Below are 12,800 nucleotides of genomic sequence, written 5' to 3'. Positions count from 1 at the left end.
AAGCGCCATAAGGCGCTTAATTACTCATATTTGATAATATTATTTTCCTGGTAATATGGGTATCACAGGCGTGTTTTTAATGTTACCACGAAGCACATTGCTTGTGGCCCCGGCTAACTGCAGGTACCAGTCGGAAGGTAGCTTTTGGCCGTCCAAATCTGCGGTAATAAATTTGCCATCTTTCGGCTTATATGCTTCTGTGGGTGCCAGCTTATACATAGCGGTTCCTTCGTCAACCTCATCAAACATGGCGATGTAAACCATATTTACACCGGCTTTAAGCACGTTGTACGACTGCCGCCAGTAAAACTTCCCACCATCACGCGGTATTTGATTAAAGCGCGAACGCCCTCTATGCATGTTATGCCACGAAAAGCCAGGGAAAATCACCGGGAAATAGTCGATTTTATGCTGCTTGCAGTATTCGTTATCGGGTACTACGTTGTTCTGACTAAAACGGTCTGCGGCTTCAGTGCTGCCATAGCGGCCAACTGACCATGGGCTAAGCACATCCAGTTTGTTATATACTTTCATCCACTCGGCGGTATGCGTACGCCAGTCGTCGTTTACGCCGCCCATAATCGTTGCTCTGTATTTTTCGGGCGCCGAGGTATGGAACCAGTCGAGCAGAGAATCAACCTGCGAAGCCGTTGCAAACGGGATATGATTAAAGCCTAAACCCCAAATTGAAAGCAATGGCTTGCCTTTATGATGCAGGTAGCTGCTTCCTTTTGTGACGTTTAGCGAATCGACAAGATTTTTCCAATCGGCTACCAGCACATCCTTCCAGTTGGCGCCTGCACCAGTAATATCATACATTATACAATACACGCGCTTGTACTTCTCGCTGGCTGCCTTAACATTGCGTACTACCTGATTAAAATGACGCCTGGCACCCGGCTGCTTAATGTCGCTGATAAAACGCTGCTCAAAAACGCCGTCTAACTGATGTTGCTGCAGCCATTTAAAATGCACATCTACCGCTTCATATTTATAGGCTGAATACAATGCAGCCTTACTGCCATCCGGATAGCTCATGTTAGTAGCTTCCAATGCCGATTTTGGATACTCGCGCATGTCCGGCCATACATCAAAACCAGCAGTTGCCGAATCGGGGGAGTTCTTGCCAAACCAATGGCGCCATACACCGTTGTTTGAACCATCATTTGGCGTGGCATGCCAGCCCTGATAGCCAAACATCACTTTTTTATTAAGCGTATTGGTGGTAGGTGTGTAGGTGTTAACTGGTGGGTCAGCTTGTTTTTTGTGTTGCGGATTTACCGCGCCTGTGAACAGCTGACTGATTACGATAAGCCCTAAACAGGGCAAAGTTGCTTTCATATTAAGTATTTAGATATTGGGTTCTTTACCTGTATGCGGCAATTGTGCCGGATATGATCGCAGAAAGCATAGGCGATCACCCCAGAGCGTATCGCATAAAAAAGCATCCTGCAACGAGTGCTAATCTCGTTTGGATGCTTAACAATGCATTAATTGGATATTAATACGGTGATAAACATGAGACAAATCGGCTTTGCCACATATCTTTTACAAAAAGCTATTGCTTTTTAGCTGCTATAGGGTATGGCCTTTCAGTTGTGGTAGGACCGTCAACTTTTAATTTACCATCTTTCCCGATGTTCATTTTGTCGATGAATACCACCCTGTCTTGCCCCGAAGCTTTTGTTCTACCATGATAAACGCAGTACATCTGGCCATTTGGTGTGGTGATAATGCTGTTATGCCCGGTTCCGGTTACTTCACCGGCTGGTGTATTCTTTTGCAGTACCGGGTTGTTTGTTGCTTTTGTAAACGGGCCAAGCGGACTTTTAGCGGTAGCATATCCTACCGCATAATTTGGACCGGCGTAAAAATTAGCCGAGTACATAATGTAGTAAGTACCCTTGTGTTTAAAGGTGGTTGATCCTTCAGTCCAGCGGCGGTTAACCTCGCCGCTTGTTACCGAACGGCTTTCCCATTCGGCCTGTTTATCACTCATTTTAACAGGCGGACGTAATACCATTACCGGTTCGCCTATCACTCCACTAAAGTCAGGCTTTATTTGAATACCATATACCCAACTTTCTTCAACTTCCTTAAACATGCCTTTATTCGCGGCCCAGTCGGCTACCTCGCTTTTTACAGCATGCTTGTAGCAGCAGCGTGAATAATACAGGTATGCTTTGCCATCAGTATCAAAAAACACATTCGCGTCAATTATTGGGTAGCCCGGATCAAACAGCGGTTTGTCGCTGATATCTTTAAACGGACCTTTCGGCGAGTCAGATACCGCGACGCCTATCTTGAAATTTTCGGCCTCATTAGTTGGGTTTACGCGCCACTGCGCGCTGTAAAACATGTAGTATTTACCATTACGATGATATACCTCGGGTGCCCAAAAGGCATCTATACCCCAGCTATCAGCTGTATTACCCCAAAACACCTGCCCTTCGTTTTTCCAGTTAATCAAATTGGATGATGAATAAGTAGCAAAACCGTCTTTCACGCCGCCGGTGCCATACATATAATACAGCTTGCTATTATTATCGTAAAGTACAAACGGATCGCCAAAACTTACATCAAGCGGATTTTTGTACACTTTACCCTGTGCAACGCTTAACAGCGGAAGCAGCATAACCAATAAAAGCAGTTTTATCTTCGTCTTTACCATCAGCGCAATATTAATGTTTTAGCTTTTATTTGACAACCGGCCAGCCATTTATATAATTGATCTTTTTCAGCAGCATCACGCGCCCTTTTTTTGGGTCTTTCCTGTCGATAGCATGATAGGCTATCCACTTTTGGCCGCTATTGTCAGTAAAGATTGAGTTGTGCCCCGGTGCAAGCCATGTTTCATCCTTCTCTAAAATGGCGCTGCTTTGTTTACCGCTTGCCTTTGCCAATGTTGTAAACGGACCAAATGGGTTATCCGCCCTTGCTACCAGTACCGCATAGTTGGCGCTGTCTCCACAGCAGTTATCGCCCGAGTAATACAGGTAATATTTTCCGTCTTGAATATCTACCCATGAGCCTTCAATCAGGTTGGTGTAGACCTTCTCAGCTTTAGGCTGAACTACCGTCTTTGGCTGTGTGCCCGGTTTAAATGTGCGCCAATCAGCCGACATTTCCTGAACTTTAAGCGGTTCAAACCCTGAGCCCCAGTACAGCAGTTTCTTTTTAGTTTTCGGGTCGATGATGCCCATCGGGTCGATATTTACAAATCCGTTGCCACATATCAGCGGCGTACCCTTGTCAACAAACGGTCCTTCGGGTTTATCAGCAAAAGCAACGCCCAGGCACTTGCCTGTTTTATCGTCGGTTGATTCGCCCGAATAGAACATCACATATTTTTTCAAACCGGCATCATACAGCACATGCGGAGCCCAATAATGCTCATTGGCCCAAACAGGTCTTTTGGGGAGCACATCCGGCAACATTTCCCAGTGCTGCAGGCCTTTTGAGCGCGCGCCTTGAATGTTGGATTCGCCTTGGGTAGCATAGGCATAGTAATAGCCGTTTGCCCTGATTACCGTCGGGTCAGGAAAGTCGGCATCAATAACCGGATTATTAACCTGTGCATATCCGCTGAAAGCGAAAGCAATAAAAGCCGTTAATACTAACCCAAATTTCATAAAACCTTTATTTTAACGGTGATGATAGCAGGAAGCGAAAAGTCTTTGGATCGGCTGTAAACACGGAAGGTGTATCTTTTGAAAATGAAACCCCTATAACCGCTGTTTTACGCCTGCCCGTGTTGGTGTTTGAATTGTGGGTATGCAACACATAATACAATTTGCCATCCTTGCCGGTAAACAAGTCGCCGTGGCCAGTGCCGTTATAGCCTGTATTCTTTCTGCTGATAATAGGGTTGGCTGTATACTTCATCCATGGCCCTAACGGAGATGTAGCGGTGGCATACCCAACAGCATAGTCGATGTTTCGGAAATCATTTGCCGAATAGAACAGATAATACAACCCGTTGTGATTGACCACTGTCGGTCCCTCGGAAACCGGCCATGGCGCATTGGCGGTGTTTTCCCATGGCTCAACGGCGCTGATACATTCAATCGTTGTGCTTTCGTCAATGTCGCTCAGATCATTTTTTAGCCGCGATACAAAAATGCGGTTACCGTTTTGCAAACGCACATGGTACAGGTACAGCTTGCCGTCTTTGTCTTTGAAAATGAAGGGGTCTATCTGTTTACCGGGACCGGAAATGGCTTTTTGTTCTTTTTGAGTGAACGGACCTAACGGGCTATCGCTTTCGGCAATAGCAATGTGCTCATCGGCAGTATAAGCCATATAGTATTTGCCATTTTGTTTATATATCTGTGGTGCCCAAAAGCCATGGTTGCCATAAGCATCGCCTTTCAGCAAAGCATGGCCTTCACGCCTACCTGCAGGGCCGCTCCAATGCCGCATGTCTGTTGAGGTATAGACCAAAAATCCGCGAGGGCTACCGGTACCGTACAGGTAATAAGTCCCCTTTTCGTAAAATATAGTCGGGTCGGCAAGGCGGATGGTATCGTTTGCGGTAGATTTTTTCTGCGCATAACCGGATACCAGTATCAACCCTAAAAAGAATGTTAAAAGAATTTTTTTCATAAAAATTGTTTACTCTGCCTTACCCAATCTGATCTGTATATTATTTCCACCCTCAGGCCGTTGCGCCGAATTCACTACACCTACTTCATTTACAGTTATCTCATAAATAGCAGGCCACAGTGTTTTTGGCCAGGCAGGGTCAACAGTTTTCCATGTTACACCATAATCATTACTTATTGATACCTGGCTTTTGTTTGAGGTTACCACTAAAGCACCGCTTTTTAACGAGAGAATGTACGGTCCGCCGAGTTGGTCAGGTATGTTGGTACCTAAGCCTACAGGCCAGTTGTAGCCATCGTCGCTTGTTTTATAGTAAATATTACATGATTCTGGGCCGCAAATCTCATACACCACAATGTATTTGCCGTTGTTCATCTTTGTCCAAACGGGCATGCCCGGCCTTGAAGCGTTATGACCGGTTTCGTATACTACCCATATCTCTTTGCCCCATGTATTACCCAGGTCGGGTGATATTTTCTGTGAGATGATCTGGCTGTATGATGGTGTTTCAACCACATGCTTCTCATTAGCATACATTACTGAAAGGCGCCCATCGTTCAGAAAATACATGTGCGGCTCATATATGCCCTTATCAGGCTTACCCAACTCACCGGGCTTGCCATGCGTTTCATCGATCACGCTTATACGTTTCCAGCTTTTTCCCTTATCAGTGCTTTTATAAACCGGTAGCACGTACGATTCCTGCCAGCGTACCGAGCGGCATGCCAGCAAAATCGAACCGTCAGCCAGTTCTATAAGTTGTGCGTTGTCGAGGTCGCGCCCGTGATCAGTAATGGTACTGATGGCTTTCCATGTACGGCAGTTATCTGTACTTACAGCTATTTCAAGCTCAAGCCCGCCTTTTGGATCGTTTTTGTAACCATTGTTTCTGGATACGGTATAGCCTGCCAGCCAGCTGCCGTTTTTGATCTGCAACAACCTTGCATACTGCGAGCCATACCGGCCATGAAAGCGCCCGGATGTACCACCGGCTTCGGGAACTTTGCCGGCATCAGTAAACGGCGGTATATTGTTGACCAATATCTGTTTATCCCATTTAATAGAATCAACAGGCTTAAATTGGGCATAGGCCGAAGCGCTATACCCAATAACCAAAAGAATGAACAGTTTTTTCATAGGCAGAATCATTCGGTTTGGCTGATGATTATTTTTTGCCGTTAACTTTTGCAACAGCAGCTTTTATAAAATTGGTTTCTTCTTTTTTGTATGGTGTACCATCAGTATTAAAGATGTCATGAAACCATAGCGGCGGCTCAGCGGTATAAGTTTTTGTCCAGCTATCCCACGGGTAAATAGTTTGCGATTTGCCATTAACAAAACCCCAGTTAATCATACCTACATGATGTTTTTCTGCAATTGGTAAAAATCCCTGGAAAGTGCTGCCGTTCGGACGGGCCATGTATTCGGTACACAACAGTGGTTTGCCATAACGCTCTAAGAATTTAACGCGCTTTTCAAATTCCTGCGGTGTATCATAATTGTGGAAGCTGATAATATCCGACTCTTCAATCTGCAGTTTTTCGATTGGTTTTAATGTCGAATCAGATGACCAGTTACCCGACCAGATACCTGAAGTTGCCGGTTGCGATGGATGAACTGACCGTACCCAGTCGAAGGTTTTCTTTAGTAATGGCAACACCAAATCAACCTTGTTTGGTGTTTCAACTTTCTCGTACGATGGGCCGGTCATGTTATCAGGCTCGTTCCATACATCCCAGCCAAGTATGCGATCATCATCAGCAAAATGGCCAACAACTGCTTTTACATAATGCTCAAGGCGCGGGTATTGGGTTGAATCTTTAAGCACGTTTTGCCCGGGGCTTTGCACCCAGCCAGAGTTGTGTACATGTGGTTTTGGCGCGCGTTGTTTGCCTGCCTTCGGGAACGGATCCCAGCATGAATCAAATATTACAAACAGCGGTTTTATGTCATGGCTTTTAGCGATATTCAAAAATGTATCTACACGTTTTAAAAAACCTGTTGAATCTTGTTCGAAAGCCAGATCATGCAAAAAAACGCGCATAGTGTTCATGCCCAATGATTGCGCCCAGCCCAGCTCCCGGTTTATGGTAACCGTGTCAAAAGTATCGGCCTGCCACATCTCCAATTGATTAATGGCCGTGCTTGGTAAAAAGTTTGCGCCTACCAGCCATGGTTGTTCATCATACCAATCTTTAGCCTGTTCTTTGGTCCATACGGTTGCCGCCCTATCGGCGGTTGCTGTTTCAGTGTTGCCGGTTTTTGATTGTTTGCATGCGCCGAATAATATAGCGCAGGCTATTGCTACATAAAAATGTACCTTCATAATATGAGTGTTAGTAGTATAATTTAATCATTATTAAAAACCGGCGCATCTTGTTCGGTTATTGATGGTGTGCCATTTTTTATTACCGGCCAGCCGTTTTCCCATGTCAGCCTGTCAAGCATCAGCGCACGGCGGTTAGCTCCGCTTGATACCGTTGGCTTGCCCCTGTCAATAGCATGGTACAAAAACCAGTCGTTACCTGCCTCGTCGGTAATAATACGCGCATTGTGACCCGGCCCTGCAAAACGTTCGTTACGCTCAATAAGTAATGATCCGCTGCCCCAATTTGTAAGCGCCTGACCGTCTTTATCCAAATACGGCCCTTTAAGATTTTGTGACCGGCCCACACGTACCTGGTAAATACTTGCCGCGCCATCGCAGCAGTTATTTTTTGAGCCGAAGAAATAATAGTAATCGCCTTTTTTGTGAATCATGGCGCCTTCAAAATCGCCTGATGTAATGCGGAATTTCGTTGTTTTATCAGGAACCGACATACCATCCTCTGACAGTTCAACACCCCAAATACCATTGTCAGGCGCGTTGCTGTAGCTACCAAATAACAAGTAGTTTTTTCCACCATCTTCCCTATAAAGCGGGTCGATAGCATTAGGTACGCCCATTTCTGACGACAGGAATAATTTACCCTTATCAATAAACGGGCCTTGGGGTGAATCGGCTATTGCCAGCCCTATGCCCGGATTTGGATCGGCCCAGATGGAATACGAATAATACATGTAATACTTCCCGTTGATATAGTTTACGTCGGGAGCCCAGATACCGCCGTTTGATTTCCAGTTCGGTTTGCTGGTAAAGGCGTCTTTCACATATGTCCAATCTTTTAAGTTAGATGATTTAACAATGGCTACTAAGTGGCTGCCTTTGCCATCGCCCCAGTCGTCTTCAGTTCCGTAAGCGTAAAACGTACCGGTTGATGTTTGCCTAATTACCGACGGATCAGCCAATATGGGTTCAAAAACCGGATTTTTATATTTTCCTTCGGCGACAACCTGAGGTGGTTCAGGTGGTTTATTTTCCTGCTTTTTATTCTCTTTTGAGCATGAAGCAACAAGAGTAGTTAACGACCAAACTAACAGGATGTATTTCATAGATATCTTATAGCTCACGTATCGGTATTTAAAACAGTGCCGGGGCAAAACCTGTTGGGTTGCCCGGCACTTTATATTAATAATTAGGGTTTTGGTGTAAATTCGGGTTGTTCAACACCTCTGTTTGCGGCAGCGGCAAACGGATGCTTTTACCAACCACAAAGTTGTTAAAGTCAGGATCGCGCTGCGCTACGGCATTCACGCCAGCCTGTGTATCCAGGTCGCCCCAGCGTTTTAAATCAGCCCATCTAACGCTTTCACCGCAAAGCTCAAGCACGCGTTCTTCTTTCAATCTGTTTCTAAAAGCATCCTTATTATTGCCGATTGCAGGATAAGCAGTAGCAAGTGGCGCCATATTTGAGCGCTCGCGCACACGATTAACATACTGGTAAGCATCGGCTGTTTGGCCAAGCTCGTTCAAACATTCGGCATACATTAACAATACATCGGCATAACGTATTACGCGGTTATTCACCTGGCTAAAGTAATCCTCGTTTGTACGATAGTAATCGCGCGAGTATTTTTTAAACCAGGCTTCATCAGCGCCCCACTCCCAGCTGCGTCCATAAATTTTGTCGCCAAAATCAGCTTCCAAAGCAGGATAGAACAGTGAGTAACGCAGGCGAGGGTCAATACCGCCGCTAACGGTTTTTTCTTTCTTAAACTCATCAACCAGCCAGTAACGTGCCTGCCCGTCAGACCATCCAATACTGCGCGGCGCGAAAAATTGCGGACGGTTGCTGCCCATGTTTGAGCTTGGCCCATCACCTTCAGCTGTTTTGTTGGCATCAGAAAACTGTATTTCAAATACCGACTCTTTATTATTCTCGTTATCGGCCCTGAAATTGTCAACAAAGTTTACCAGATCATAATACTGGCGGCCAGCACCAGTTACCAGCCAATCTAAAGCGGTTTTTGTCTCAGCCCATTTATGTTGTTGCATTAAAGCCTTAGCCAATAAAGCATATGCTGCTCCTTTGGTGGCCCTACCTTTTTCAGCGTCCGGATATTGCTCGGGCAAACCGTTTATTGCATCGTTTAAGTCACCGTCAACTATTGCCCAAACCTGGTCGACAGTGCCTTGCGGCGGCAGGTCGGTAGGCGTTTGTACCGTTGTCACCAGTGGTACATTTTCCCATAGAATTGCAGCATAGTAGTAATAAAATGCCCTTAGAAATTTAGCTTGCGCCAATAATTCGTTCTTTTTTGCTTCATCCGCAAAGGTAATTTTCGGTACATTTTCCAGCACTTGGTTGCAGCGGAATATGGCTTTATACACATCACGGAAGCTGTTCACATTGCCTTCCCAAAAATTGTAGTTAACATATTGAAAACGTGTCCAGTCACCCAGTTCTATCCACGGGCTTTTGCTGAAGCCTTCGTCTGACGTCAAATCGAGACGGAAGTATATCCAGCGGTTAAAGCCACCGTTTTGATAAAACATGTGATAAATGGCGTTAACGCCTTTCTGAGCATCATTTTCTGTGATCCAAAAATCATTTGTTGTGAATGTGTTGGGATTTGACTGATCAAGCAACGACTTTTTACAAGATGATGCAACCGTCAAAATCACCAGAAAAGTTAATCGTATTATATTCTTTTTCATGACTGTCTTTCTGTTAGAATCCAAAATTTAAACCTACCGAGTATGTTTTCAGGTTAGGGAACGCTCCAAAATCATAACCTTTTTCAAATATGCTCCCGTTGCTAAACTCTGGGTCGAGGCCGGTGTATTTGGTAATGGTTATAAGGTTTTGACCTGAAATGGTGATCTGCGCTCTTTCGAAACCAATCTTCTTGGTCCATTCTGTAGGCAGGTTGTAAGTAAGGCCGATATATTTCATGCGGGCAAAGCTTCCGTTTTCCAGCCAGCGGTCGGTATCGCCCCTTGAGTTAAGGGTTGAACCATAATAAGCCCTTGGAGTTGTGGTATTTGGGTTTTCAGGTGTCCATGGCTGTATGCCTGCAGGGTAGTTTGAGTTATCATCAAATCTTTCGATAACACTACGCGGGCCGTTGAACACTTTTGCGCCAAATGACCCAAACCAGTCCATTGAAAACTCGAAACCTTTGTATGATGCATTAAAGTTCAAGCCTATTTCATAATCGGCCCATGGGCTGCCTACCACAACTTTATCGTCGTTAGTTATTTGTCCGTCGCCGTTATTATCCTTAAACCTGATATCGCCGGGTTTAGCGTTTGGCTGTATTGTTTTACCTTCTGCGTTTTTATAGTTATCAACATCAGACTGAGACTGGAATAAGCCATCAGTTTGCAGTACATACCACATACCAATTGGCTGGCCTTCTTCAGTAACAGTATTGCCTACATAGGTTTTGTTTTTGTTATAACCCAAGTCTGTTACTTTATTGTTTAATGTAGTTAAGTTAAATCCAACACCATATTTAAGCGGATTACTATCGTTTCGGTAATTAGCGCTTATTTCAAAACCCCTGTTGTTTAAGGATACACCATTTACCCTTGGGTTACCGCCATCGTTACCGGTTGACAGCAACAGCGGATATGCAATAAGTACATCTTTGGTTTTTGATATAAAATATTCGGCGCTGATGGTTAACTTGTTATCAAGTATTGTGGCATCAAAGCCATAGTTTTGCTGCTGAAGTGTTTCCCAGCGAAGGTCAGGATTAGCAAGTTGTACTTGTGTTGCACCTGTTTGAGTAGTTTGGCCGGTACCAAACGCAGCTGTTGAAAAAGTATTGATAAATGCCAGATACTCATATTGATTAATATTATTACTACCTAAAGTACCATAGCTGGCCCGTAGTTTCAAATCATTAATCCAGTCAACCTTAAAAAAGTCTTCTTTACTGATACGCCATGCTCCAGAAAAGGATGGGAAATGTCCAAATTTATAATTAGGGCCAAATTTTGAAGAGCCGTCTGAACGGAAAACCGCATTAAACAGATATTTGTCATTAAAACTGTACTCAACCCTGCCAAAATAGGATATCAAATCTTCACGCCACCTGAAGCCGCCGGTTTGCGGTTCATTACCCTGATCAAGCACATCATAATACTGCCCTATGCTTGGATTAAATAATATGTTGCGCTTAGTACCCCATATTTGCGCATAATTAATGCGCTGATATGATTGGCCCGCTACAGCATTAATTACATGTTTGCCAAATGTTTTATTGAATGTTAATGTATTTTCAACCAGCCCGTTAATTGATTCGGCACGGTTTTCATTCGCAATGGCGGGGTCATAAGCCTGGTTAAGTGTCCAGTTACCTTCTTTACGAAAATACTTATAATGATCATTACTATTATCCAAACCTAAATTCAGCCTGTATTTTAACCATGGCAGAAATTGCAGTTCGGCAAACAGGTTTCCGCGTATGCGGGTATTTTCATTTATGCGGTCTTCCAAATCAGCAATAGCTACCGGGTTTGTAGCAAACGTACGGGCTTTGGCTTCGTTACCATAGCCGTAACCACCCGGGTTGGCCGGATCATAAACAGGAATTGTAGGTAGCAGCCTGATTACATCAATAATAGGGTTACCCGACATTTCATTTGTTTTGGCACGAGAAATAGCGAGGTTTTCACCTATAGTAAAAATTCCTTTTCTACCCTGAGTATTCACACGCAGGCTAAGGCGGTCAAAATCGGTGCTTATTACAGTACCCTTATTGCCAAAGTACCCGGCTGATACAAAATAGTTACCACTTTCACTTCCGCCTGAAAAGTTCATGTTATAATCCTGAATGTTACCAGTACGGTAGGTTACGTCCTGCCAGTCGGTATTATTATTTAAATCAAGATCCTGGTGTTGTACATTCGCATTATCATAGGCCATAAAGTTGAGCCTTGCAAACTCGTCGGTTTCGGCAAGGTCATATCTCGGTATTGTTTGAAAGCTTGATTTACCGGAAAACTCAACTTTCATTGGCCCTTGCCTGCCTTTTTTAGTGGTAATAATAACCACACCATTTGCCGCACGCGAACCGTAGATAGCTGCCGCCGAAGCGTCTTTCAGTATCTGTATCGATTCAACGTCATTAGGGTTAAAGTCGCGATTAGCGGTGGTGATCATACCGTCGATCACGTAAAGTGGATTAGTGTTTGAAAAGTTTTTTAAACCGCGTACCTGTATCTGCGCCTCAGAACCCGGCTGACCGCCACCACGTACTTTAATACCCGATGCAAGGCCCTGCATAGCCTCGGCAATGGTAGTAGCTTGTCGTTTTTGGATATCTTTTGTTTTTACAACTGATACCGCGCCGGTAAGGTCTTTTTTCTGCTGGGTGCCGTAACCTACAACAACCACCTCGTTAAGCGTAGTGGTATTGCTTGACATTTTAATGTTGATGGTTGTACGGTTGTTTACCTGTACCTCCTGGTTGGTGTAGCCAATAAACGAGAACACCAGCGTGGCATCGCCGGGAGCACTTAGCACATACTTACCGTTCGCGTCGGTAGTGATACCGGTTGTTGTACCTTTTACGGTTACGTTCACACCCGGCACGCTAAGGCCGTCGTCGCCGGTAACAATACCGCTAATGCTGATGTTTTGCGCCGAGGCCTGAAGCGAGATGAGTAAAAAAGCTAATGAGTAAATCAAAAAGCGAACATTTACTCTTGAAAACACTCCCCATGGGCATGGGGACTGTTTGGAGCGGCTGCCGCCACCCGCATGACGTAAATTTTTTTTCATAAATGATTAATTACTGGTTAGTGTATAATAATTGGCCTTTGAAAGAGGCAGGGTTTATTGCGTTTCAAATATGAAGCATAC

Annotated in this window: 9 protein-coding genes; all 9 read right to left on the bottom strand. The window is 44.6% G+C overall.

Features of this window, described 5'->3' with window-relative positions; translation table 11 throughout:
* Positions 1-39: 39 nt before the first annotated feature.
* A complete protein-coding gene (locus EOD41_RS00390; protein WP_127702811.1) occupies positions 40-1,341 on the bottom strand; it encodes a glycoside hydrolase family 71/99-like protein in 1,302 nt (433 codons plus the stop codon).
* A 217-nt stretch (positions 1,342-1,558) separates the two neighbouring features.
* The gene (locus EOD41_RS00385) at positions 1,559-2,671 is read right to left on the bottom strand and encodes a glycoside hydrolase family 43 protein (protein WP_127702810.1); all 1,113 of its coding nucleotides are present in this window, start codon (positions 2,669-2,671) and stop codon (positions 1,559-1,561) included.
* Positions 2,672-2,696: 25 nt separating this feature from the next.
* The gene (locus EOD41_RS00380; protein ID WP_127702809.1) at positions 2,697-3,632 is read right to left on the bottom strand and encodes a glycoside hydrolase family 43 protein; all 936 of its coding nucleotides are present in this window, start codon (positions 3,630-3,632) and stop codon (positions 2,697-2,699) included.
* Between the two features lie 7 nt (positions 3,633-3,639).
* Positions 3,640-4,605: a glycoside hydrolase family 43 protein gene (locus tag EOD41_RS00375; RefSeq protein ID WP_127702808.1), complete on the bottom strand. Its 966-nt coding sequence runs from the start codon at positions 4,603-4,605 to the stop codon at positions 3,640-3,642.
* A gap of 9 nt (positions 4,606-4,614) precedes the next feature.
* A complete protein-coding gene (locus tag EOD41_RS00370) occupies positions 4,615-5,742 on the bottom strand; it encodes a sialidase family protein (protein ID WP_164849843.1) in 1,128 nt (375 codons plus the stop codon).
* A gap of 28 nt (positions 5,743-5,770) precedes the next feature.
* A complete protein-coding gene (locus EOD41_RS00365; protein ID WP_127702806.1) occupies positions 5,771-6,931 on the bottom strand; it encodes a glycoside hydrolase 5 family protein in 1,161 nt (386 codons plus the stop codon).
* Positions 6,932-6,954: 23 nt separating this feature from the next.
* Complete coding sequence (locus EOD41_RS00360; RefSeq protein ID WP_127702805.1) at positions 6,955-8,037, bottom strand: family 43 glycosylhydrolase; 1,083 nt, start codon at positions 8,035-8,037, stop codon at positions 6,955-6,957.
* A 76-nt stretch (positions 8,038-8,113) separates the two neighbouring features.
* Positions 8,114-9,643 carry a RagB/SusD family nutrient uptake outer membrane protein gene (locus EOD41_RS00355; RefSeq protein ID WP_127702804.1) on the bottom strand — a complete coding sequence of 510 codons (1,530 nt, stop codon included), beginning with the start codon at positions 9,641-9,643 and terminating at the stop codon, positions 8,114-8,116.
* 13 nt (positions 9,644-9,656) lie between these two features.
* Complete coding sequence (locus EOD41_RS00350; RefSeq protein ID WP_127702803.1) at positions 9,657-12,719, bottom strand: SusC/RagA family TonB-linked outer membrane protein; 3,063 nt, start codon at positions 12,717-12,719, stop codon at positions 9,657-9,659.
* Positions 12,720-12,800: the final 81 nt, after the last annotated feature.

The sequence above is a fragment of the Mucilaginibacter limnophilus genome (assembly GCF_004005815.1).
Taxonomy (GTDB): domain Bacteria; phylum Bacteroidota; class Bacteroidia; order Sphingobacteriales; family Sphingobacteriaceae; genus Mucilaginibacter; species Mucilaginibacter limnophilus.
This window is presented reverse-complemented; position numbering and strand designations above follow the sequence as displayed.